The organism is Buchnera aphidicola (Brachycaudus tragopogonis) (assembly GCF_964059175.1).
Taxonomy (GTDB): domain Bacteria; phylum Pseudomonadota; class Gammaproteobacteria; order Enterobacterales; family Enterobacteriaceae; genus Buchnera; species Buchnera aphidicola_BM.
The window spans coordinates 118,666-143,016 of record NZ_OZ060418.1; the positions used below are offsets into that span (position 1 = coordinate 118,666).

The window sequence follows — 24,351 nt, forward strand, 5'->3', positions numbered from 1 at the left end:
TTTTTATAACAAAATTATATAAAAATACTTGATTCTAGGCATTGCAATGAAACATTATTTTTTATTTTTTATTTCTAATATATTAATTGAAAATTTTATTTTAGTAAAATTTTTAGGTTTATGTCCTTTTTTAGGGGCTTCGAGTAAAATAGAAACAGCTATTGGTATAAGTTTTTCAACTACTTTTGTTGTGGTAGTATCATCAGTATTATTATGGTTTGTTAATTTTTTTATTTTATTACCTCTCAATTTGGTTTATTTGAGAATCATTGCTTATATGTTAATTATTTCAGTGAGTGTGCAGTTTTTAGAAATAATATTGCGCAGCACCAGTCCTATTTTATACCGTTTACTAGGAATTTTTCTTCCTTTAATTACCACTAATTGTACGGTTTTGGCCATTCCACTATTTAGTTTATATTTAAATTATACGCTTATAGAATCTATTCTATATAGTATAAGTGCATCATGTGGATTTACTTTAGTAATGATTATTTTTTCTTGTATTCGCGAGCGTGTGGTATTATCTGATATTCCTCGTTCTTTTCAAGGTGCTCCTATTATTTTAATCACTGTGAGTCTAATTTCTGTTGGATTTATGGGATTTAAAGGTTTAGTGAGATTTTAATGATATTTACAATTCTTATTTTTAGTATATTATCTTTTTTTCTAGGAATAATATTAGGTTTTACTAGTTATAAGTTTCAATCAAAAAAAGACCCTGTTGTAGAAATAATTAATGAATTGCTACCTCAAAGTCAGTGCGCACAATGTGGATATTCTGGTTGTTATCCTTATGCTGAAGCAATAGTTTGTCATTCTGAAAAAATTAATAAATGTATTCCAGGTGGAACTGATCTTATATATAAGATTTCTCGAATATTAAACGTTGAAACGTCTTCAAACGATTCATTAATTAAAAAAAAAACATTTAATACTACTGTATTGATTGATGAAGAAAACTGTGTTGGATGTTCAAAATGTGCTATTTTTTGTCCAGTAGATGCAATAGTTGGTGCTCCTAACTTTATGCATACAGTTTTACAAGAATTTTGTACTGGTTGCAATATTTGTTTATCACATTGCCCAACTAATTGTATTAAAATAAAAAAAAGAGATATATGAAAAATATAATTTTAATAAAATTAAAAATGTTTTGTATAAAATTTTGGAAAAATACTGTTGTTAATTTTTTTAATATAAAAAAAAATATGATTTTAAAGGTGGTTTAAAATGTTTGATTATAAATCAAAAATCTAGTAATTATTTTCCGACATCTTTGCCGCTTCCTAAAAGATTTTTTATTTTTATTGATAGTAATATTTATAATACAAAATTACGTATTAAGATAAATGAAAAGGTATTACGTGGACAACCTTTAGTTTTTGGCGATCTTTTTAATGTTCCTATTCATTCACCTACTTCAGGCTATATAGAAGATATTTTTCTTTATTCAAGTCCTCTTAACAAGAATAAAAAAAATATTAAAATTGTGATTTTATCTGATTATTTAGATCAATGGATAAAATTAAAACCTATTAAAAATTATAAAAAATATACTTCTGAACAATTAATTAAAATTATTTATCAATCGGGTGTGGTTGGTCTTGGAGGTAGTCAGTTTTCATCTTCTAGAAAGTTGATATTAAGTATAAATAAAGTACATACTTTAGTGGTGAATGCAGTTGAAAGCGAACCGTATATAACAGCAGATAACTGTTTAATAAATAATTACATGCATGAAGTTTTAAAGGGTTGTGAAATTATATCTTGGATATCTAATATTAAAATAGTTTTAATTGCTATTCAAGAAGATAAATCTGAAGCAATCGCAAAAATTCATAACTTAATCAAAAATAAATCATTATTTAAAATTTGTATTCTTAAAACAAAATATCCTGGAGGTAGTAGTAAAGTACTTATCAAATCTTTAATAGGAAAAGAAATTCCTTATAATAAACATTCTATAGATCTAGGGTATCTTGTTTTTAATGTTGCAACAATATATGCAATAAAAAGAGCAATTATAAATGGAGAGCCGTTAACTGAGCGTATTATTACTTTTTTAGGTGATGCAAATTTTTTATCTGGAAATTTTTGGACTAGAATTGGTACTCCGATTAAACATTTTTTAACTGATTATAAAAATAAAATGTATATTGATGCTCATGTGCGTTTTGGTGGTTTGTTTATGGGAAAAACAATTAACGATTTAAATTTTTCTATATTAAAGAGCACAAATTGTATTTCAATTCAGTTTAAAACAAAAGAAGATAAAAATCTTATTGAACAGAGTTGTATTCGATGTGGCAGTTGCTCTGATGTCTGCCCAGTAAATTTACTTCCTCAGCAACTGTATTGGTATAGTAAAAACAATGATCATGAAAAAACAAAAAAACATCATATATTAGACTGTATAGAATGCAAAGCATGTGAAAAAGTATGTCCTAGTTATATTCCTTTAGTTAAGTATTTCAAAAAAGAAAAAAATATTGTAAAAAATATTCAATTAGAAGACGTTCGTAAAAAAATATCATTTTTACGTTTTAAACGACGAGAAAAAAGATTATTGAATCGTAAAATTATGATTGATTTAAAAGATGTGAAAAGTACTAATATGATTAGTATTAAAGATAAAAAAATAAATAATATTAAAAAAAATATAAGAAAAGAAAAAGTACAAGCAGCAATAGAACGAATGAAGTTTAAAAAGTAAATTTTTTTATCAAAAAAGTATTTTAATCATATGTTAAATAAGAAAAAAAAATGAATTTTCCTTATATATACCATGTTTATAGTGTTAGAAAAATAATGTTTTTAGTTATTATTGCTTGTATTCCAGGAATTTTAGCTAAATGTTATTTTTTTGGTGTTGGTACATTAATACAAATTATCTTTTCTATAATAGTTGCTGTAGTTTTAGAAATGATTGTTTTAAAGATCCGTTTAAAAAAAATAAAAATGCATTTGTTGGATAATTCAGTAATTTTAACTTCAATTTTGTTTGGAGTGAGTGTACCTTCTTTATTACCTTGGTGGATTACTGTTTTTGGAATATTTTTTTCTGTTCTTGTTGGTAAACATTTATATGGTGGACTTGGTCAAAATATATTCAATCCAGCTATGGTTGGTTATGCAGTATTGTTAATATCTTTTCCTATTCATATGAATAATTGGAATGAAATGAGTTCGGATATATCTTATGTAAAAGACATGAAGCAATCTTTCAATGTTATTTTTTCTAATAAAAGTACACTGAATAATTCAAATATTTTTATTGATAATTTTACAGAAGCTACTCCTTTAAACAATTTTAAGATTAAATCTCATTTTCAAAATAATGATTATACAGAAGAAAAGATAGTACATCATAAGAAAATTTCTTTTCGAAAAAGTTCAATATATATTAATATAAGTTTTTTTCTAGGTGGAATATTTTTATTATTTCAAAGAATTATTTGTTGGCGTATTTCTATAGTATTTTTGTTTTTTTTAGGTTTTTTATCGAGTGTTACTTATTTTTATTCACAAGATTTGTTTATGTCGCCATTGATTCATCTTTTTTCTGGAGGGACGATGATATGTGCTTTTTTTATTTCTACAGATCCAGTTACTACTGCTTGTACTAATTTGGGCAAAATAATATTTAGTGTTATTATGAGTTTTTTAGTTTGGATTATTCGTAATTATAGCGAATATCCAGATGGAATCGCTTTTGCAGTATTATTATCAAATATGTTAGTACCATTAATTGATCATTATATAAAAACATCTGGATACGGTCATAATAATACATGAAAACAAGAAAAAAAATATTAAAAAATGCTTTCTTGATTAGTCTATTTTCTACGGTATGTGTAGCTGGCACAGTATTAATAAATAGTATAACAAAAAATAAAATAATTTACCAAAAAGAACAAGAAAAAAAAATTTTGTTACAACAAGTTATTCCTAAACAAATATGTCAGAGATTTACAAAAAAATTATACAAAATAAAAAACAAATTTTTAGGAAATAATAAAACACACAATTTATGGTTATTATTTAGTATTAAAAATAATAAACCAGAAGCAGCAATTGTTGAAACGACTGCTCCTGATGGTTACTCTGGTTCTATTAATATGTTGGTTGCTGCATATTTTGATGGAAAAATTATTGGTGTAAGAGTCATCTCGCATAAAGAAACTCCAGGAATTGGAGATAAAATTGAATTATCTGTGTCGAATTGGATTAAAATTTTTACTAATATGCGTGTATCTTCTATAGCAGATAAGAATTTTTTATTAAAGAAATATGGAGGAAAAATTGATCAATTTACAGGTGCTACAATAACGCCGCAATCTGTTACTAATTCTGTTAAAAGAACAGTAGTTTTTATTAAAACTATACCATCTATTTTTCATTTTTTTAATGAACACGTTTATGACAATTAAAAATTTTTTAAATAATAGACTATGGAAAAATAATTCTTCTTTAGTTCAATTATTAGGATTATGTCCGGTTTTGGCAATGACAACGAATGCTACTAATGCTATCGGTTTAGGAATTACAACTACTTTAGTGTTAACACTTACTAATACAGTTATTTCTATTTTTAAAAAAAATATACCTAAAGATATAAGAATTCCTATTTATATGATGATAGTTTCTTCTATTGTTACATCTATAGAAATGTTGATTCATGCTTATGCATTTGATTTATATCAGGCACTAGGTGTTTTCATTCCATTAATAGTAACTAATTGTATTATTATAGGTAGAGCTGATTGCATTGCATATAAAAATTCTATATTAGTATCTTTTTTAGATGGATTTTTAATTGGTTTAGGTTCAACGCTTTCTATGTTTTTAATCGGTTCTATAAGAGAAATATTAGGTAATGGAACATTATTTTTTGGTTTTAATAAAATAATTTATTGTATAGATAGTTCTTTTTTTATCAAAATTTTTGATAAAAATTTTACAACGTTTTTAGCTATTGCTCCTCCAGGTGGTTTTTTTATATTAGGATGTGTAATTGCTATTAAAAATTTTATAGATTTAAAAAATAAAAAAAGTACTATTTTAACTCATGTAAAATGTTCTTGCATAAATAAAATAAAAAAATAATTGAATTATGAACAAAGAAAAACGTTACAAAATTTTATCATTGTTTCACACTCATAATTCAAATCCGCAAATAGAATTAATTTTTTCTTCTGATTTTGAATTATTATTATCTGTAATTCTTTCGTCCAAGTCTACTGATGCGATTGTTAATAAAACTACTAAAAAATTATTTAAAATAGCAAACACTCCTGAACGTATTTTATGTTTAGGTTTAGCGAATCTTAAAAGTTATATTAAAAACATTGGATTGTATAATATTAAAGCATTAAATATTATTCGGACTTCTTTTTTAATTTTATATAAATACAATGGAAAAATTCCAAACAATCGAATCGAATTAGAGTCTTTACCAGGTGTAGGAAGAAAAACAGCTAACATTATTTTAAATGTATTATTTAATAAAAATACTATTGCTGTAGATACTCATGTATTTAGAGTTGCAAATCGCACTAATTTTGCTACAGGTAAAAATGTAAAAGAAGTGGAAAATAAATTAATGAAAGTAGTTCCTAATTTTTTTAAATTTAAAATTCATTCTTGGTTTGTATTACATGGTCGCTATGTTTGTACTGCACGTAAAGTAAAATGTAATATATGTTTAATAGCTCAGCTATGTGAATTTAATAAAAAAAATTTTTTATAGGTATATAAGTGATTATTGTAGAAGTAGTTTTACCGTTTTCTATTCGACAACGTTTTAAATATTTCATGTCTGATATAATGTATCCTATTATTGGTGGAAGAATAGTCGTTCCTTTTCGATCTAAAGATATTGTAGGTATTGTTGTTTCATTTTATGAGATAGAAGATATAAGACAATTAAATTTTAAATTTGTTAAATCATTAATTGATACTCAATCTTTGTATACTAATATTTTATTAGATATTATTTTTTGGATAAATAGGAATTATCAATGTTTTATTGGAAATTTATTTTTTTCTATTTTGCCAAGATTATTGCGTAATAAATATTTACCAAAAGATACATATATTTATGAGTGGATTATAACTAAAAAAGGTCAAGAAACAGATTGTAAGAGTGTTTTAAAAAAAACAAAAAAACTCAGCACTTTAATTTTTTTAAAACAGAAAAATATTTTAAGCTCTGAATTAAAAAGATACAACATATGTAAAAATATTTTAAAAAATTTAGAAATAGAGGGGCTATGTAGAAAAAGTCTTTATTTTAAACCTTTATTAAAACATACATATATTTGTAAAAGTAAAAAAAAATTTTTTTTAAATAAAAAAATTTTAGATTGTATTAATAATATTATGATAAAAAAACAATTTTCATCTTGGTTGTTAACTAAAATTAGCCTATACGAAAAAGTGAAATTTTATTTAGGATTAATTGATTTTGTATTAAATAATAATATGCAAATTTTAATTATAGTTCCTTATTTTAAGGATATAAAAATAATTTTTGTATTTTTAAATAAATTTTTTAATATTACTATTGATAGCATGCATTCAAAATTAACTAATATGCAATATTTAAATAATTGGATGCGAATAAAAAAAGGTGAAAATTCTATTGTCATAGGTACTAAAAAAAGTATATTTTTACCTTTTTTGAAGTTAGGATTGATCATTATTCTTGAAGAGCATGATTTAAATTATAAAAAAACAGATCACTGTAGATACAACGTGAGAGATATAGGAATACTAAGAGCATATAAGGAAAATATACCTGTTGTTTTAGATTCAGATACTCCTTCATTAAAAACATTACATAATATTTTTTTAAAAAAATGTTTTTATATAGAAATTAAGAAACGTAATAATATTAGGCATTTTAATGATGATATTATTGATTTAAAAAAAGAAAAAATAAAATTTAGTTTATCTAGTTCATTAATTCATGAAGTGAATAATAATTTTAAAAAAAAGCAGGTATTATTTATTTTAAATAATTTTAGTTTATCTTTTTTAGTATTAATTTGTAATTGTTGTAAATTTGTATTGACATGTGTTAATTGTAATAATTATTTTGAAGTTAACCAATATCATAATATTTTGTTTTGTAGATTTTGTTTAATTAAAATAAAACAACCATTATTTTGTTATCATTGTAAATCTTTATCTTTAATAATAAAAAATATAGGAATAGAGAACGTTAAAAACAAAATACAAGAAATTTTTCCTAAAAAACCATTGTTTTTTTTATTAAATAAAAAAAAAATTAATAAAAATGTAATTGATAAAAAATCTTTTGAATTTTTTAGTTCTAACCCATATATTATTTTTTCAACAGAAGATATTGTTCATAATTATTATTTTCCTTATGTTAAACTAATTAGTTTAACGTGTATTGATAATTATTTTTTTTCTTTTCAGTTTCGTGCTATAGAATATTTTGCTCAATTTTATATGAATTTAAGAAAATTATCTAAAAAGAATACAAAATCATTGAAGATATTGATACAAACATCATTTTCTAATGATTTAAATTTAAAAGAATTATATAATAATGGATATTTTTCTTTTGCTAATAAAATTTTATCAATTAGAAAAAAATTTTTATTACCTCCTTGGAGTGTTCAAAGTATAATTTATTCTGAAAGTATCGATCCTAAAAGAAATATGATTTTTTTGAATTTGATGTTCAGCATTTTAAAAAAAAAATCTAAAAAATATAATTGTTTTTTATGGTATGTAGGTCCTCATCCTTCTTGTTTTTTAAAAAATAAAAAACATGTTCATCAATTATTAATTCAATGTTCTTCACATATATATCTTAATAATTTATTAAATGAGTGCATTGATTTAATTAATTATTTTTCTATTGCTAAAAAAGTGAAATGGTTTATAGATATAGAGCCAATTTAAAAAAATTATATAGAATATATTATAAAAAATAATTCTATCTTTTCTGCATTGAAGTTCTTATAAAATTATCATAAAATACTTTAAAAATAAAATATAAAAAATAACACTACAAGAAAAACATTTTTTTTTAAATTAAAAAAAAAAATAAATATTAAAAATGAGGTTTTTAATGAGTAAATTTAATTTAATTAACGAATTACGAAATCGAGGTTTAATATCTCATGTTACAAATGAAGACAACTTAAATAAACTCATTAAAAATCATTCTATTGCCGTTTATTGCGGTTTTGATCCTACAGAAGAAAGTTTACATATCGGTCATCTTTTACCTTTAATTACTTTGAAAAGATTTCAGATGGCAGGTCATAAACCTATAGTATTAATAGGAGGAGCTACAAGTTTAATTGGAGATCCAAGTTTTAAAATAAAAGAAAGAGTATTTCATGATATTAATAATATTAATATATGGACAGATAAAATTAGTAATCAAATTTCCTATTTTTTAAATATTAAAGATCAAGAACATCCTGTTTTATTATTAAATAATAACACTTGGTTTTATAATATGAATATCTTATCGTTTTTACGCGATATAGGAAAATATTTTTCAATTAATGCTATGATAAATCGATCAGCAGTTAAACAGCGTATTAAGAGACCTGATCAAGGAATTTCATTTACAGAATTTTCTTATAATTTATTGCAAGCATATGATTTTTTTATTTTAAACAAAAATCACCAAGTACAATTGCAAATTGGGGGCTCTGATCAGTGGGGTAATATTTCTTCAGGAATGAATTTAATACATCGAAAATTAAAGAAAGAAGTATATGGTTTAACAGTACCTCTTCTTATCCAGTCTAATGGAATTAAATTTGGAAAAACAGAATCAGGTACTGTTTGGTTAGATGCGGATAAAACTAGTCCATATAAATTTTATCAATTTTGGATAAATATAGATGATTCTAATGTTTATAATTTTTTAAGAATGTTTACTTTTATTAGTTTAGCAGAAATAGAAAAAAGAGAAAAACAAAAAAATATTAATAATCAAATTATACATGATAAATCCTTTCTTGCTAAAAATATTACTCGTTTTGTACATGGAGAAGAAAAATTATTAGCAGTAGAAAGAATTACAGAATTTCTTTTTTTAAAAAATATTAATCATATTCAAGAATCTGATTTACAACAACTAAAACAAGATGGCATACCATCAATTCATATAGATCATATGCATGATTTACAAGAAGCACTAGTTTTATCTGCATTATCTAAATCTAAAACGCAGGCAAAATATATGATAACTTCTAATGCTATATCTATTAACACTAAAAAAATTAATAAAAATCATATATTTAATAACAATGATAAATTATTTGGAAAATTTACTTTATTATCTAGAGGGAAAAAAAAACACTGTCTGCTTTGTTGGTAGTCTAGTTGTTAATAGAAAAACTTTCACCACAACCACAAAATGTTTCTAATTTAGCGTTATAAAATTTGAATATTTTATTAATATTGTTTTCTATAAAATCTATTTTCAATCCTTCTAAAAATGATATTTCTTTAGAAGAAATATATATAAGAATACTTTTATAAAAGAATATTATTTCTTTTATATCGTTGTTTTTATTTAGATCTGAATGTTTAATTAATTTCATAGTGTATCGAAATCCTGCACATCCTGACTTTTTTATACCTAATTTTATGCCTTTGTTATTAGGATCTTTATTAATTAAAAACAAAATTTGTTTGACAGCGCTGTCAGTTATTGAAATTTTTTTCCATACATTTTTATTTGAAAAACAAGTATCGATATCAATTTTGTTCATGCCATTCTCTCTTTGAAAATATATGTATCATCATAAAAAATATTTGTTACATATTAAAGAATATTCTTTTTATTAATTATTTTTATAAATTTTAATGCTATAATTATTTCATATTTTAAAGAAATAAAAAATTTTTTTATAAAAATATTGAGGTAAAACAATTATATGCAAAATCCAAAAGAAAAAATGGATTTATCGCAGTCTATTTTATCACTGATATTTATTATTTCTATGGGTGTGATAAGTTTTTTAGTAATACATCCATTTATATTAGGATTTTCTTGGGCTAGTATGATTGTAATTGCGACTTGGCCTTTAATGTTAAAAATACAAAAATTTTTAGGTGGTAAACGTTGTTTTGCAGTGGCAATAATGATTATTATTTTGCTTCTTTTATTTATTATTCCAGTATTTTTTTTAGTTAATAGTTTAATTTCAACAAGTATTCCTCTTATTCATTGGTTTAGTTCAAATAATTTAGAATTTCCAGAATTAGTTTGGCTTCAAGATATTCCTCTTATTGGTAAAAAAATGTTTATAAGTTATCAAGATTTATTATCTGGTGATGGAGGCGAATTAATTCGTGAAGTGCGACCTTATATGGGACGTACAACTGAATTTATTATCCTTCAAGCTAAGAATTGTGGTCTTTTTGTTGTACATTTAATGTTAATGCTCTTATTTAGTATATTGTTGTACTGGAATGGTGAAAAAATCAGTAAATCCATTCGTCATTTTGCATGTCGTCTTAGTAAAAAAAATGGAGATCCAATTATTTTTTTAGCTGTTCAAGCTGTAAGAGCTGTCGCTTTAGGTGTAGCAGTCACTGCTCTAATTCAAGCTATATTGTCTGGTATAGGATTATTAATTTCTGGTGTTCCTTACTGGGGATTGTTAATGATAATAATTGTTTTTTCTTGTTTAGTGCAATTAGGACCACTACCTATTTTAATACCTTCTATTATATGGCTTTATTGGAATAATGATACTACTTGGGGGACAATATTATTAATTTGGAGTTGTCTTGTATTCGTACTAGATCATATACTTAGACCATTTTTTATACGAATGGGAGCAGATTTACCGATTTTATTAATTTTATCTGGAGTGATTGGTGGTTTATTAGCTTTTGGAATAATTGGTTTATTTATTGGTCCGGTTGTATTAGTAATATTTTATCGTTTAATAATATCATGGATGTACGGTACTTCTATTGCATCTATTTTAGAAAATACATCATTAAAATAAATTTTTGTTGATAGAAACATAATGCATAGAATAAATACTTTTAATTCAACATAATCTAAATTATGATAATATAAATATTATTTAATCATATTTAATAATTAATCAAAAAAAAATAATATTTCTTTTAAAAATTTAGTTTCCATTTTATTTCCTAGTTAAAATTTTATCATTTTATTTAAAGTATACTATTAAAATTTCTACTTTCAAACATTATGAAATTTTTTCTATATAGGTATTTTAAAAAATATTACAGAGAAACTTGTACCTAATTAGTTTTTTGTAATTGTTATCACATCTTGCCATTCTTTCCAGAACAAAAAATTCATTTAGAGAAAAAAATGAAAAAAACAGATGAACTACGTACAATACGAATTGATCCATTAGTAACTCCATTTGAATTAGCAAAGCAATATTCTATTACTTCAGATATCATGGATAATGTTATTACAACAAGACAAAATATTGCTCGTATTATGACTGGAGAAGATTTACGATTACTTGTTGTAATAGGACCATGTTCAGTTCATGATCCTATTGCTGCAGTAGAGTATGCACATCGATTATATGAACTACGTGTGAAATATAAAGATCGTCTTGAAATTATAATGCGTACATATTTTGAAAAACCAAGAACAGTTGTTGGTTGGAAAGGATTAATTTCAGATCCTGATTTAAATGGTAGTTTTCGAGTTAATCATGGATTAGCGGTTGCTCGTAAGTTATTATTAGATATAAATACATTAGGTATGCCTGCAGCAACAGAATTTCTTGATATGGTTATAGGCCAATTTATTGCGGATCTAATTAGTTGGGGAGCCATTGGAGCCAGAACAACTGAAAGTCAAATTCATAGAGAAATGGCATCTGCTCTTTCTTGTCCAGTCGGTTTTAAAAATGGTACTGATGGAAATATACGAATTGCAATTGATGCTATTCGTGCAGCACAAGTTAGACATTTATTTTTAGCGCCTAATAAAAATGGACAAATGACAATCAATCATACTAGTGGTAATCCTTATGGACATATTATTATGAGAGGTGGTCGTTCACCTAATTATCATGCAGACGATATTAATTCAGCAGTAAAACATTTACGTGAATTTGGTTTATCAGAATATTTAATGATTGATTTTAGTCATGGTAATTGTTTAAAAGAACATCTTCGTCAAAAGAATGTTGCTAAATCTGTTTCTAATCAAATTGCTAATGGTTCTCAAGCTATATTTGGTGTTATGATTGAAAGTTTTTTAGAAGAAGGTTTTCAACAAGTCATTAATAATAAACCATTAATATATGGAAAATCAATTACTGATGCTTGTTTAAATTGGAAAGATAGTACTTTGATTATTAAACAATTAGCAGATGCTGTAGACACTCGTTTTTAATTTATATGCTAGTCAAAAAAAATTTGGCTAGCACCTTTTGGTGAATATAAAACTTTTTATTATTTTAGATAAGATAATATCTTATCTAAAAGTTGACACTACGTACAATTATTTTTTTTTGAGATAATAAACAATTGATATTTTGAATTGAGGATTTAAAGAATGCCTCTAATAAGATTTTGTGATGGAAGTCAACAGGTGTACGAGCATTCTGTTCCATTGATAGAGATTATTAAACGTAAAAAACCTAGTATTATAAAATCTATTATTGCAATTTCTGTTGATAATCGTTTTTCAAATTTAAATACTTTAATCACCAAAGATTCTACTATAAAATTTATTAGTAGAAAAGATAATCAAGCATTAAACGTTATTCGATATTCTTGTGCACAACTTTTAAGTTATGCTATAAAAAATATATGGCCTCTTGCTCAAATTGCTGAAAGTAATATTTCAGGAAATGGATTTTATTGTGATTTAGATGCAGAAGAAAATATTTTAAAAAAAGATCTTTTATTATTAGAAAATAAGATGAATCAATTTATACAAAAAGAATATTATATTTTTAATAAAATAGTTTCTTTTTCTCAAGCACTTGAAATTTTTGAAAAATGTTCTGAAAAATATAAAATATCTTTAATTCATAAAATTTTTAGTCAAAAAAATAATGTTTCTTTATATTATCATGAAAATTATGTAGATATTGATATAGGAATGCAAGCTTTTAATATAAAATTTTGTAAATATTTTAAATTACAAAAAATTGGAGGAGTTTATTGGCAAGGTAATAAAAAAAATAAGATGCTACAGCGTGTTTATGGTACTGCTTGGTCTAATAAAATAGAATTAGAAAAACATTTAAATTATTTAAATGAATTAGAAAAAAGAGATCATAGAAAGATTGGAAAAATTCTTGAATTATATCATATGCAAGAAGAATCTCCAGGTATGATTTTTTGGCATCACAATGGTTGGATTTTATTTAATGAATTAGAAAATTTTGTTCGAGAAAAATTAAACGAATATAAATATAAAGAAGTTAAAACACCATTATTAATAGATAAATTAATATGGAGAGAAAGTGGGCATTGGGACAATTATAAAAATGCAATTTTTACAACATTATCAGAACATCGAGAATATTGTATCAAACCTATGAATTGTCCTGGACACGTTCAGATTTTTAACAATAAATTAAAATCTTATCGAGATTTACCTATTCGTATGGCAGAATTTGGAAGTTGTCATCGTAATGAACCATCAGGTGCTTTACACGGTCTTATGAGAGTACGAAATTTTACTCAAGATGATGCTCATATATTTTGTACTCCCGAACAAGTACGTCCTGAAATTAATAATTGTATTAAAATGATATATGATATGTATAGTATATTTAATTTTAAAAAAATATTAGTTAAACTTTCCACTCGTCCAGAAAAACGTATTGGATCTGACTCTATGTGGGATAAATCAGAAAAAGATTTGTCTGATATGCTAATAGAAAATCATTTATCATTTGAATATCAATTAGGTGAAGGTGCATTTTATGGACCTAAAATTGAGTTTATTTTACAAGATTCTTTAGATAGAAACTGGCAATGTGGGACTATTCAACTTGATTTTTATTTACCGTTACGTTTAAAATCATTTTATATTGATGAAAATAACGAACGTAAAGTGCCTATCATTATTCATCGAGCTATATTAGGTTCAATAGAGCGTTTTATTGGTATATTAATTGAAGAATCTTCAGGTAATTTACCAACATGGTTGTCTCCAATACAAGTAGTAATTATTAGTATTTCTGATAATAGTACAAATTATGTAAAACAATTATTTAAAAAAATTTCTGATGCTAATATTCGTGTAGAATCTGATTTAAGAAATGAAAAAATAGGTTTTAAAGTTCGGACACATATATTACGTCGAATTCCATACATATTAATTTGTGGTACACAAGAAATACAATCTAACAAAATTTCTGTTAGAAGTAGAAATGGTCATAATTTTGGAATGATTGACATTGATATTTTTATTAAAAAGTTACAAAAAGAAATTGTCGAGCGTAACTTTTATCAAATGGAGGAATAAAGTATTAAAGGTGGAAAACGAATTCAATTAACACGTCCTAATCGAATTAATGGCGAAATACGAGCTGTTAAAGTTCGTCTCACAGACGTTGAAGGTAATCAGATTGGTATAGTTCATTTAAGAGAAGCTTTAGAAAAATCTGAAGAATTAGGGTTAGATTTAGTAGAAATAAGTCCTAATGCTGAACCTCCAGTTTGTCGTATTATGGATTATGGAAAATTTCTTTATGAAAAAAGTAAATCTTCTAAAGAGCAGAAAAAAAAACAAAAAGTGATTCAGATAAAAGAAATAAAATTTCGGCCTGGAACAGACGAAGGCGATTATCAAGTTAAATTACGTAATTTAATACGATTTTTAGAAGACGGTGACAAAGCAAAAATCACTTTGCGATTTCGTGGTCGCGAAATGGCGCATCAAAAAATAGGTGTAGATGTTTTAAATCGAGTAAAAAATGATTTAATTGACTTGGCAGTTGTTGAATCATTTCCATCTAAAATTGAAGGTCGTCAAATGATTATGATTTTAGCACCAAAGAAAAAATAGTAATTTTTGACTAGATGTTTTAAATATAAATATATGATTTATTTTCAATAATTTCTTATATTTTTCTTTTTATAATTTAAATGAAATATTTTATGCTAAAAATTAAAACTTTAAAAAGTGCAGCTAAACGTTTTAAAAAAACTGCATCTGGTAAATTTAAGCGTAAACAAGCAAATTTACGTCATATTTTAACTAAAAAAACAACAAGTAAAAAACGTCATCTTCGTCCTAAGATTTTAGTATCGACAGGAGATATAGATAGAGTTAAATCTTTTTTACCGTATGCGTAAATTCATTTTATTAAGATTTTACGAACAGGAGAGCATCAATGGCTCGTGTAAAACGTGGTGTAGTCGCTCATGCTCGTCACAAAAAAATTTTAAAACAAGCAAAAGGTTATTATGGAGCGCGTTCTCGTATTTATAGAGTTGCGTATCAAGCAGTAATTAAAGCTGGTCAGTATGCTTATCGTGATAGACGTCAAAGAAAAAGACAATTCCGACAGTTATGGATTTCACGTATAAATGCTGCAGTTCGTCAAAGTCAAATGTCTTATAGTAATTTTATGTTTGGTTTAAAAAAAGCTTCAATTAACATTGATCGAAAAGTATTATCTGACATTGCTATATTTGATATATTTTCATTTAATGCATTAATTGAAAAGGCAAAGGAAGCTTTATTATAAATAATGTATTTTAATGATATTAAGAGGAGGAATTAGAATTTCCTCCTTTCTATTATTAATAATTATTAAAATAAATATTTTATAGTTTTACAAATTACTTAATGCATTTTATTTTAACCATATATTTTTAAAAAATGAGCTTCCTTTATGGGAGCTTTTTTAGTATTTTAAATATATAATTAAAAAATAAATTATATAAGAACATAAAATGTTAAATTTAAACAAATTATTTAGTACTATTACAACAGATATAAACAATACTAATACGTCTAATCAATTAAATGCAATTCGTATTAAGTATTTAGGTAAAAAAGGAATTTTAAACTCTTATATAAGAAACATAAAATATTTTTCTTTTGAAGAAAAAAAAAAATACAGTATGATGATTAATCATATAAAAAAAAACATTATTAGTGAAATTAATAAAAAAGATAAAGAATTAAATTTAATCATGTTAAATCAACGCATTCAAAAAGAAAAAATTGATATTTCTCTTCCTGGACGTCGTGTGCATCAGGGTTCTTTACATCCTATTACACATACTATTAATTCTGTTAATAATTTTTTTTTAAAGCTAGGTTTCCAAGCAATAAATAGTCCTGAAATAGAAGATGAATATCATAATTTTGATGCTTTAAATATTCCTAAAAATCATCCAGCACGTGATACTCATGATACTTTTTGGCTTGATAGCAATCGTTTATTAAGAACTCAAACTTCAAGTATGCAAATTAGAATTATGAAAAAAGAAAAGCCTCCAATTAGATTTATTTTTCCTGGAAAAGTTTATCGTAATGATTATGATGTTACACATACACCTATGTTTCATCAAATTGAAGGTTTAATAGTTGATAAAAATATTAACTTTTCACATTTAAAATGGATTATATATAATTTTTTATATGATTTTTTTGGTAAAAAAATTGTTATTAAATTTCGTCCATCATATTTTCCTTTTACTGTACCTTCTGCAGAAGTAGATATTATTAATGATGATGGAAAATCATTAGAAATATTAGGATGTGGAATGGTGCATCCTCAAGTTTTAAAAAACGTAAATATTGATTCTAGTTTATATTCTGCTTGTGCTTTTGGAATAGGTATTGAAAGAATTACTATGTTGCGTTATGGAGTTTCTGATCTTCGATCTTTTTTTGAAAATGATATAAGATTTTTAAAACAATTTAAATATAATTAGTGAGAAGATCAAATGAAATTTAGTGAAAAGTGGTTGCTTGAATGGATAAATCCAAAAGTAGATCGTAGTGTTTTATATGATCAAATTTCCAGTTCAGGTATAGAAGTAGAATCTATAGAAAAATTCCAACCTATATTTAGTGGTGTGGTGGTTGGTCAAATTGTACAATGTATTCTTCATCCTAAATTTAATAATTTAAAAATATTAAAAGTAGATATCGGTAATGAAAAATTATTAAATATTATATGTGGAGCATCTAACTGTCGTAATAATATTAAAGTTGCACTTGCTCTTGTTGGAGCGATTTTACCTCAAAATATTAAAATTGATCGAAAATTTTTTAAAGGAGAATTCTCAGAAGGAATGCTATGTTCTTTTTTTGAATTAGGTTTATTTGACAGTGTTAAAAGTAATAGAATTATTGAATTTTCTAAAGAAGTACCTTTAGGTGTTGATGTGAATGATTATTTAATATTAAAAGACAATATTGTTCAAGTATCTGTTACCTCAAATCGTCCAGATGGTTTAAGTATTTTAGGAATAGCACGTAATATTGCAGCTATAAATAACTTAAAAATAGCGCCTTTAAAAAATAAATTAATTTCTATAGATACACAAAAAAAGATTGATATTGATATTAAAAACAAAAAAATATCTATTGATTATATTGGAAGAATTATTCAAAATGTTAATGTAAATATTGATACTCCTTTTTGGATGAAAAAAAAATTATTTCTATCTAATAGTTTATCTGAAAATATTATTACAAATATTATACATTATGTATTGATTGAGCTTGGACAACCATTAAATGCATTAGATGCAGATGACATTAATGATCGTATTATTATAAGAATGGCAGATAATCAAGAAAAAATAATTTTAAAAGATAACATTCAAGTAAATTTAAATGAAGAAATATTAGTTTTTTCTGATAAATATAAAATATTGTCTATTCCTGGTAATATAAATTCTTATAGTTCGGAAATCAATAAAAATACTAAAAACATATTTTTGAGTACATTTTTAATTGATAAAAAAATGATTATTAATATACTTAAGAAAATAAATTCTAACAAGGTATTAGAATATTACAGATATGGTATTGATCCTTGCTTGCAAAATTATGCTGTTGAATATGCAACAGATTTAATTATAAAGATATGTGGTGGTAAACCCGGTCCTATTAGTAATAAAAAAAATAATGTTTCATTGTTATCGTCAATTAATAATTCAATACGATTACATCATGAGACATTGAATCAAATTACTGGTAAAATTATTCAAAAAGATTTTATTATGAATATTTTACATAATCTAGAATATAAATTAGTTTTTGAAAAAAAATATTGGGATGTGATTCCTCCTAGTTGGCGATTTGATATACTTATTGAAGAAGATGTAATAAGTGATATACTTAGAATATATGGTTATAACAATATTTCCTTAAGTCCTTTACAAGGATCAATAAATTTTACTAAAAAAAGTGAATTAACTAATTTGTTTTTAGATAAATCTGCTATTATATTAATTAATAAAGGTTATTATGAAGTTATAACTTATGGATTTGTTGATCCAATCATACAAGATATCATGTTTCCAAATAATAAAAAAATATTATTATCTAATCCTATTTCTCAAGATATGTCATGTATGCGCTCATCATTATGGCCTGGTTTACTTAAAACCGTTTCTTACAATAAAAATCGTCAACAAAAGAACGTTCGTTTTTTTGAAAGAGGTCTTTGTTTTTCAGTTGATAAAAAATCTAATCTTGGAGTTCAACAAAAGATGTTTTTATCAGGAGTAATTAGCGGTGATTATATTAAAGAAAATTGGTATTCTCATGAAATAAGAAAAGTAGATTTTTATGATTTAAAAGGTGACTTAGAATCTGTATTAGAACAAATATGTGGATTAGAAGACATAGATTTTAGACCTTCAAAGATTCATGGGCTACATCCAGAACAAAGTGCATCTATATATTTTAAGAATAATTTTATTGGTAGCATTGGTGCTGTAGACCCAAGATTAGAAAAGGAGTTAAACGTAAATAGTGCGACATTTTTATTCGAAATATTATTAAATCATTTTTCATATGTTAAGCCATCAAAAATTCAAGAAGTTTCAAAATTTCCTTCTATTAGAAGAGATATTGCAATATTAATATCAGACGATATTGCGGTATCTGATATTATTAATGCATGTAAAAAATTTTTTGTTAAAACAGTAGTAGAGATTAATATTTTTGATCTATATTCTTGTGAAGAATTTTTTAATAAAAAAAGTTTAGGTATTAGTTTTGTTTTTCAAAATAGAAAAAGAACTTTACAAGAAAATGAAATTAATTTAATGATGAATGATTGCATAGGAGCATTAAAGAAAATATTTCAAGTTATTTTAAGGAAATAAATTTATGGTGCTTACAAAAGCTGCAATTTCAGAAAATTTATTTGAAAAATTACAATTAACTAAAAAAGATTCAAAAAAATTTGTAGAATTTTTTTTTGAAGAAGTAAGAAAATCATTAGAAAAAGGAGAAAATGTTAAATTGTCTGGATTTGGAAATTTTGAATTAAAAGATAAAAAAGAACGTCCTGGCAGAAATCCCCGAACAGGAGAAGCTGTTCTTATAACAGCTAGACGAGTAGTCACTTTCAAAGCTGGTCAAAAATTAAAAAGTAGAATTAAGAGTTATTTGTCAAATAAAAAACAATAATATTTATTTTATGTTATAAAAATTTTTTTCTTTTTTTTGATAAGAAGTAAGATATGCAACTTTCTGATTTTTCTTTTGTTTTACCAAAATCACTTATATCTTTTTACCCTTGTTTTGTTCGAAGTCAATGTCGTTTAATGATGATAAATGGACAAAATGGAAAAATATCTCACAAACGTTTTTCTGATATTATTGATAAAATTGATTCTAATGATTTAATTATTTTAAACGATACTGAAGTTATCCCAGCTCGATTTTTTGGATATAACAAAAATGGTAGACAAATTGAATTTTTAGTTGAACGAATAATAGATTTTAACAGAATTTTAGTAAAAATTAAAAATTCTAAAAATATTAATATTGGCAGTGAGATTTTTTTTGGAAAAAATCACGAAATTAAAAGTTCTATAGTTAATTATAGAGATACTTTTTTTGAAATTTTATTCCATAGCAATATTACTTCCTCTATTGAAATTATTTATAAAATTGGACATATTCCTCTACCTCCTTATATTAAAAGATTTGCATCTGAATTAGATTCAGAATTATATCAAACTGTATATAAAAAGAAAATAGGTTCTATTGCAGCTCCTACTGCTGGATTGCATTTTGATTTGCCGTTATTAGATTGTCTTTATAAAAAAGGAGTAGATATAGATTATGTAACATTACATATAGGTTCTGGAACTTTTGAACCTATTAGAACGTCTAATATTAAAGAGCATATTATGCATTCTGAATTAGTTGAAGTTTCTTCTGTGTTAATTGAAAAAATTCAATTATGTAAAAAAAAAGGTGGGCGTGTTATTGCAGTTGGGACTAGTACGCTTCGTGCTTTAGAGAGTGTATATCATTCTTCTCAATGGCATGATAAAAAAAATTTTACAGGTAATACTGATATTTTTATATATCCTGGTTATAAACATAATGTTGTCGATGCATTAATTACTAATTTTCATGTACCTGAATCTACTCTGATTATGTTAGTATCTTCTTTTTTAGGATATAAAAATACTATGTATGCTTATGATGAAGCTATAAGAAACAAATATAATTTTTTTAGTTATGGTGATGCCATGTACATAACGTATAACACGCATGCACCATATGAAAAAGTTATAAAGTAATATTTGAAAAATAAAAATATTATGGAGAAAAAATGAATTTTCAAGTTTTTCATTACGATGGTAATGCTAGATATGGTGGATTTATTTTTGATAAGGATATAATAGAAACGCCTATTTTTATGCCAGTTGGTACTTATGGTACAGTAAAAAGCCTTAGTATAGAAGAAATTAAAGAAACAGGTAGTGAAATTATTTTAGCGAACGCTTTTCATTTACATTTGAGACCTGGACAAGAGATTATTAAATTACATGGAACTTTACATGATTTTATGAATTGGTCTGGACCTATTCTAACTGATTCTGGAGGATTTCAAGTTTTTAGTCTTTCAAAATTTTGCAAAGTTGATAAGGAAGGAGTTTTGTTTAAAAATCATATTAATGGTAAAAATTTTTTTTTAACTCCGGAAATTTCCATGAAAATTCAGTTAGATTTAGGTTCTAATATTGTTATGATCTTTGATCAATGTATTGCATATACTCGTCATTGGGAACAAACAAAAAATGCAATGGAAAGATCTTTGTATTGGGCAAAAAAAAGTCGTTTATATTTTGATTTATACAAAAACAAAAATTTATTATTTGGTATTGTTCATGGAGGAGTATATCCATCTTTACGAGACATCTCACTTCAAGAATTAATGAAAATAGATTTTGATGGATATGCATTAGGTGGTTTAGCTGTTGGAGAATCTAAAAAAGAATTACATAAAATGTTAGAACATATTTGTCCTCAAATGCCAAAAAATAAACCTAGATATTTAATGGGAGTAGGTAAACCAGAAGATTTAGTAGAAGGAGTAAGTCGTGGTATAGATATGTTTGATTGTGTAATGCCCACTAGGAATGCTAGAAATGGATATTTATTTGTTACTAATGGTGTAATTAAAATTAGAAACAAAAAATATCAAAAAGATTTGTCTGTATTAGATCAGACTTGTACTTGTTATACTTGTAAACATTATACAAGATCTTATTTACATCACTTAGATTCTTGTAATGAAATATTAGGAGCCCGTTTAAATACAATACATAATTTACATTATTACCAAAAGTTAATGTTTAATATAAGAAATGCAATAAAAAATAATACATTTGATCAATTTGTTTTGAATTTTTATAATCAAAAACAAACTATATAAAATATAAGGAAAATAATATATGAATTTTTTTATTCAAAGCGCTCATGCTGCAGTAAATCAGTCATCAGAAGGCAATTCATATTCTCTTATATTCATGCTTGTAATATTTTTATTAATTTTTTATTTTATGCTCTTTCGCCCTCAACAAAAGAAAGATAAAGAACATAAAAACCTTATGGATTCTCTAAGTCAAGGAGATGAAGTCATAACAACTAGCGGCTTATTAGGAAGAATAAATAAAATCACAAAAAATGGATATATTGCACTTCAATTAAATGATAATACAGAAGTATTTATAAAAAAAGATTTTATAGCATCATCATTACCAAAAGGTACTCTAAAATCTTTATAATTATTTCTTTTTTTTTAATATAAATAAGAAAAATTAGTAATTTTATAAAACATTTCTTCTAATTTTTTTAGTAAAATTAATCTATTTTTTCGTGTTTCTGAATTAATATCATATATTTGTACTTTACTGAAGAAGTTATTTATAGGTTGTTCAAATTCTTTTATTTCTAATAGAATTTCCTTATATTTTTTTTCTTTAAACAGTTTTTTTGTACATATATTAAAATTATTCATTTGATTTAATAACATTTTTTCTTCTATTTTTTTAATTAATTTTATATTGATATCTCCAGTAATTTTTACTTTTTCTTTTTTTAAAACATTAGATATTCTTTTTACAGATAATATTATTGATTGTGAATAATCTAATTTTTGAAAAAAAGCGATAGATTTTATTTTTTTATCAATATCTATTGGTTGCGTTGGTTTAAATGATAGTACTGATTTTATAATTTTTATATCATATCCTTTTTTTTCATACCAATGGATTAGTCTTGTAATAAAAAATTTGATTATTTTATCATATAAAAATAAATTATTAGTATGGTTTTTATTATATACGTCAAGACTTTTGTTAATTAAATCTTTTAAATCTAACGGTATATTTTTCATTATAATAATACGCAGAATTCCTATAGCTAATCGTCTTAAAGCAAACGGATCTTTTTCTGAGTTAGGTGTTTTACCAATAAAAAACATACCTGATAAAGTGTCTATTTTATCAGCAATAGATAATGAACAACCTATCATAGTAGATGGGATTTGATCACCTGAAAAAGATGGTAAATATTGTTCTTTAAGTGCAATAGCAATATCTTTTTTTTCTTTATCTGCTAAAGCATAATACATGCCTGCGATACCTTGTAATTCTGGAAATTCACAGACTATATTAGTTACTAGATCACATTTAGATAAATATGCTGCTCTAATTGAATTTTTTTTATCTATTAGACTATATTTTGCGATCCATTCTATTAAAACTTGAAGACGGAGTGTTTTTTCATATAACGAACCTAAGTTGTTTTGAAATAAAACTTTTTTTAGAGACAAAATATAATCTGCTAATTTTATTTTTTTATCATTTTGAAAAAAGAATGCAGCATCTGAAAGTCGTGCATGCATAACTTTTTCATATCCTATAACAATTTCATTGTACTTTTTTGAATTAATATTTGAAATAAAAATAAAATATGGAAGAAGCTCATTTTTTAAATTATATATTGGAAAACATTTTTGTTGATTTTCTATAACATATACTAGTATTTTTTTTGGTATTTTAAGAAATTGTTCTTCAAAATTAGCTAGAAGTGCTGTAGGAGACTCGACTAAAGCAGTGACTTCTTCAATTAAATGATTATTTTTTTTTATAAAACCATTTTTTTGCTCTGCAAGTATGTCGATTTGTTTAACAATTTCTTTTTTACGAATTTCATATTTTGCTATAATGTTATGTTTATATAAAAGAATGCAAGGGTATTGTTTGGCATGTCTAATTTTTATCTTATTTTCTTTTGAAGAAATATGATTGTGAAGGAAATTGTTGGAGAAGAGATTAAATATTTTTCCTTTTATTATTTGATTGTCTAATAAAATTAAAATATTACGAATAGGACGAGAAAATCTTTGATTTTCTGATTCCCATCTCATAGGTTTTTCTATGATAATTTTTTTAAGTGCTGTTTCAATGATTTTAGGTATTAATATCTCTATATTCTCTTGTTTTATTTTTTTTCGAAAATATAAAAATTCACCTTTTTTAGTCTTCATACGATCAGCTTGATCAAGATTAATTCCACAATGTTTTGCCCAGCCATGAGCAGCTTTTGTAGGTAAACCATTTTTATCATAAGAATCTATTATTAATGGACCTTTTTTATCTATTTCAATTGTCTTATCAGATGTATCGATATCTATAATTTTTAATGCTAGTCTTCTAGGAGTAGAAAAATGTTCAATATTTTTATATGAAATATTAAGTGATTTTAATTGTTTAGTAAAATTGTCATGAAAAGATAAAGATATTGTATTTAGAATTTTAGCAGGTAGTTCTTCAGTTCCAATTTCTACTAATAATATTTTTTTAGTCATG

22 protein-coding genes and 1 pseudogene are annotated in these 24,351 nt (G+C 24.4%); 21 read left to right on the top strand and 2 right to left on the bottom strand.

What is annotated here, in order from left to right; translation table 11 throughout:
- Positions 1-46: 46 nt before the first annotated feature.
- The 9 genes and pseudogenes from rsxA (at position 47) to tyrS (ending at position 9,379) form a co-directional block, all read left to right on the top strand.
- On the top strand, positions 47-628 hold the full coding sequence (rsxA, locus tag AB4W64_RS00585; RefSeq protein ID WP_367678122.1) for an electron transport complex subunit RsxA: 582 nt from the start codon (positions 47-49) through the stop codon (positions 626-628).
- Positions 629-630: 2 nt separating this feature from the next.
- Complete coding sequence (gene rsxB, locus AB4W64_RS00590; protein WP_367678285.1) at positions 631-1,125, top strand: electron transport complex subunit RsxB; 495 nt, start codon at positions 631-633, stop codon at positions 1,123-1,125.
- Positions 1,126-1,219: 94 nt separating this feature from the next.
- Positions 1,220-2,716, top strand: a pseudogene (gene rsxC / locus AB4W64_RS00595) (electron transport complex subunit RsxC); the annotation flags it as partial.
- Positions 2,717-2,766: 50 nt separating this feature from the next.
- Entirely contained in the window at positions 2,767-3,798 is a 1,032-nt protein-coding gene (locus AB4W64_RS00600) for an RnfABCDGE type electron transport complex subunit D (protein WP_367678123.1), read from the top strand.
- Positions 3,795-4,433 (top strand): electron transport complex subunit RsxG, encoded by a 639-nt coding sequence (rsxG, locus tag AB4W64_RS00605; protein WP_367678124.1) that lies wholly within the window; start codon positions 3,795-3,797, stop codon positions 4,431-4,433. Before AB4W64_RS00600 ends, rsxG begins: the two co-directional genes overlap by 4 nt.
- Entirely contained in the window at positions 4,423-5,109 is a 687-nt protein-coding gene (locus AB4W64_RS00610) for an electron transport complex subunit E (RefSeq protein ID WP_367678125.1), read from the top strand. The genes rsxG and AB4W64_RS00610 overlap by 11 nt, the downstream gene beginning before the upstream one ends.
- A 7-nt stretch (positions 5,110-5,116) precedes the next feature.
- Entirely contained in the window at positions 5,117-5,752 is a 636-nt protein-coding gene (gene nth / locus AB4W64_RS00615) for an endonuclease III (protein WP_367678126.1), read from the top strand.
- An 8-nt stretch (positions 5,753-5,760) separates the two neighbouring features.
- Complete coding sequence (gene priA, locus AB4W64_RS00620) at positions 5,761-7,941, top strand: primosomal protein N' (protein WP_367678127.1); 2,181 nt, start codon at positions 5,761-5,763, stop codon at positions 7,939-7,941.
- Positions 7,942-8,110: 169 nt separating this feature from the next.
- Positions 8,111-9,379: a tyrosine--tRNA ligase gene (tyrS, locus tag AB4W64_RS00625; protein ID WP_367678128.1), complete on the top strand. Its 1,269-nt coding sequence runs from the start codon at positions 8,111-8,113 to the stop codon at positions 9,377-9,379.
- A 1-nt stretch (position 9,380) separates the two neighbouring features.
- Here the strand turns inward: tyrS and AB4W64_RS00630 are convergent, their stop codons facing one another.
- Complete coding sequence (locus tag AB4W64_RS00630) at positions 9,381-9,776, bottom strand: iron-sulfur cluster assembly accessory protein (RefSeq protein WP_367678129.1); 396 nt, start codon at positions 9,774-9,776, stop codon at positions 9,381-9,383.
- A gap of 165 nt (positions 9,777-9,941) precedes the next feature.
- Here AB4W64_RS00630 and ydiK point away from each other — a divergent pair, with 165 nt between their 5' ends.
- The 12 genes from ydiK to yajC all read left to right on the top strand — a co-directional run bounded on the left by ydiK (position 9,942) and on the right by yajC (position 22,263).
- Positions 9,942-11,024, top strand: a complete 1,083-nt coding sequence (ydiK, locus tag AB4W64_RS00635; RefSeq protein WP_367678130.1) for an AI-2E family transporter YdiK — start codon at positions 9,942-9,944, stop codon at positions 11,022-11,024.
- Between the two features lie 338 nt (positions 11,025-11,362).
- Complete coding sequence (locus AB4W64_RS00640) at positions 11,363-12,409, top strand: 3-deoxy-7-phosphoheptulonate synthase (RefSeq protein ID WP_367678131.1); 1,047 nt, start codon at positions 11,363-11,365, stop codon at positions 12,407-12,409.
- 162 nt (positions 12,410-12,571) lie between these two features.
- The gene (thrS, locus tag AB4W64_RS00645; RefSeq protein WP_367678132.1) at positions 12,572-14,500 is read left to right on the top strand and encodes a threonine--tRNA ligase; all 1,929 of its coding nucleotides are present in this window, start codon (positions 12,572-12,574) and stop codon (positions 14,498-14,500) included.
- Between the two features lie 3 nt (positions 14,501-14,503).
- Complete coding sequence (gene infC, locus AB4W64_RS00650) at positions 14,504-15,043, top strand: translation initiation factor IF-3 (RefSeq protein WP_367678286.1); 540 nt, start codon at positions 14,504-14,506, stop codon at positions 15,041-15,043.
- 92 nt (positions 15,044-15,135) lie between these two features.
- Positions 15,136-15,333 carry a 50S ribosomal protein L35 gene (gene rpmI, locus AB4W64_RS00655; RefSeq protein ID WP_367678133.1) on the top strand — a complete coding sequence of 66 codons (198 nt, stop codon included), beginning with the start codon at positions 15,136-15,138 and terminating at the stop codon, positions 15,331-15,333.
- A 38-nt stretch (positions 15,334-15,371) separates the two neighbouring features.
- Positions 15,372-15,728 carry a 50S ribosomal protein L20 gene (gene rplT, locus AB4W64_RS00660; RefSeq protein WP_367678134.1) on the top strand — a complete coding sequence of 119 codons (357 nt, stop codon included), beginning with the start codon at positions 15,372-15,374 and terminating at the stop codon, positions 15,726-15,728.
- A gap of 208 nt (positions 15,729-15,936) precedes the next feature.
- Positions 15,937-16,926: a phenylalanine--tRNA ligase subunit alpha gene (gene pheS / locus AB4W64_RS00665; RefSeq protein WP_367678135.1), complete on the top strand. Its 990-nt coding sequence runs from the start codon at positions 15,937-15,939 to the stop codon at positions 16,924-16,926.
- A gap of 12 nt (positions 16,927-16,938) precedes the next feature.
- On the top strand, positions 16,939-19,338 hold the full coding sequence (gene pheT, locus AB4W64_RS00670) for a phenylalanine--tRNA ligase subunit beta (protein ID WP_367678136.1): 2,400 nt from the start codon (positions 16,939-16,941) through the stop codon (positions 19,336-19,338).
- A gap of 4 nt (positions 19,339-19,342) precedes the next feature.
- Positions 19,343-19,645 (top strand): integration host factor subunit alpha, encoded by a 303-nt coding sequence (locus tag AB4W64_RS00675; RefSeq protein WP_367678137.1) that lies wholly within the window; start codon positions 19,343-19,345, stop codon positions 19,643-19,645.
- Between the two features lie 53 nt (positions 19,646-19,698).
- Entirely contained in the window at positions 19,699-20,772 is a 1,074-nt protein-coding gene (queA, locus tag AB4W64_RS00680; protein ID WP_367678138.1) for a tRNA preQ1(34) S-adenosylmethionine ribosyltransferase-isomerase QueA, read from the top strand.
- Between the two features lie 32 nt (positions 20,773-20,804).
- On the top strand, positions 20,805-21,911 hold the full coding sequence (gene tgt, locus AB4W64_RS00685; RefSeq protein ID WP_367678139.1) for a tRNA guanosine(34) transglycosylase Tgt: 1,107 nt from the start codon (positions 20,805-20,807) through the stop codon (positions 21,909-21,911).
- 19 nt (positions 21,912-21,930) lie between these two features.
- A complete protein-coding gene (gene yajC, locus AB4W64_RS00690; RefSeq protein ID WP_367678140.1) occupies positions 21,931-22,263 on the top strand; it encodes a preprotein translocase subunit YajC in 333 nt (110 codons plus the stop codon).
- 14 nt (positions 22,264-22,277) lie between these two features.
- Here the strand turns inward: yajC and glyS are convergent, their stop codons facing one another.
- Positions 22,278-24,350 (bottom strand): glycine--tRNA ligase subunit beta, encoded by a 2,073-nt coding sequence (glyS, locus tag AB4W64_RS00695; protein WP_367678141.1) that lies wholly within the window; start codon positions 24,348-24,350, stop codon positions 22,278-22,280.
- Between the last annotated feature and the right edge of the window lies 1 nt (position 24,351).

Bases quoted from the DNA above. Each gene is read 5' to 3' on its own strand.
- rsxA (WP_367678122.1), top strand. From the start codon at position 47: ATGAAACATTATTTTTTATTTTTTATTTCTAATATATTAATTGAAAAT.
- AB4W64_RS00600 (WP_367678123.1), top strand. From the start codon at position 2,767: ATGAATTTTCCTTATATATACCATGTTTATAGTGTTAGAAAAATAATG.
- rsxG (WP_367678124.1), top strand. From the start codon at position 3,795: ATGAAAACAAGAAAAAAAATATTAAAAAATGCTTTCTTGATTAGTCTA.
- AB4W64_RS00610 (WP_367678125.1), top strand. From the start codon at position 4,423: ATGACAATTAAAAATTTTTTAAATAATAGACTATGGAAAAATAATTCT.
- nth (WP_367678126.1), top strand. From the start codon at position 5,117: ATGAACAAAGAAAAACGTTACAAAATTTTATCATTGTTTCACACTCAT.
- tyrS (WP_367678128.1), top strand. From the start codon at position 8,111: ATGAGTAAATTTAATTTAATTAACGAATTACGAAATCGAGGTTTAATA.
- AB4W64_RS00630 (WP_367678129.1), bottom strand. From the start codon at position 9,776: ATGAACAAAATTGATATCGATACTTGTTTTTCAAATAAAAATGTATGG.
- ydiK (WP_367678130.1), top strand. From the start codon at position 9,942: ATGCAAAATCCAAAAGAAAAAATGGATTTATCGCAGTCTATTTTATCA.
- AB4W64_RS00640 (WP_367678131.1), top strand. From the start codon at position 11,363: ATGAAAAAAACAGATGAACTACGTACAATACGAATTGATCCATTAGTA.
- thrS (WP_367678132.1), top strand. From the start codon at position 12,572: ATGCCTCTAATAAGATTTTGTGATGGAAGTCAACAGGTGTACGAGCAT.
- rpmI (WP_367678133.1), top strand. From the start codon at position 15,136: ATGCTAAAAATTAAAACTTTAAAAAGTGCAGCTAAACGTTTTAAAAAA.
- rplT (WP_367678134.1), top strand. From the start codon at position 15,372: ATGGCTCGTGTAAAACGTGGTGTAGTCGCTCATGCTCGTCACAAAAAA.
- pheS (WP_367678135.1), top strand. From the start codon at position 15,937: ATGTTAAATTTAAACAAATTATTTAGTACTATTACAACAGATATAAAC.
- pheT (WP_367678136.1), top strand. From the start codon at position 16,939: ATGAAATTTAGTGAAAAGTGGTTGCTTGAATGGATAAATCCAAAAGTA.
- AB4W64_RS00675 (WP_367678137.1), top strand. From the start codon at position 19,343: ATGGTGCTTACAAAAGCTGCAATTTCAGAAAATTTATTTGAAAAATTA.
- queA (WP_367678138.1), top strand. From the start codon at position 19,699: ATGCAACTTTCTGATTTTTCTTTTGTTTTACCAAAATCACTTATATCT.
- tgt (WP_367678139.1), top strand. From the start codon at position 20,805: ATGAATTTTCAAGTTTTTCATTACGATGGTAATGCTAGATATGGTGGA.
- yajC (WP_367678140.1), top strand. From the start codon at position 21,931: ATGAATTTTTTTATTCAAAGCGCTCATGCTGCAGTAAATCAGTCATCA.
- glyS (WP_367678141.1), bottom strand. From the start codon at position 24,350: ATGACTAAAAAAATATTATTAGTAGAAATTGGAACTGAAGAACTACCT.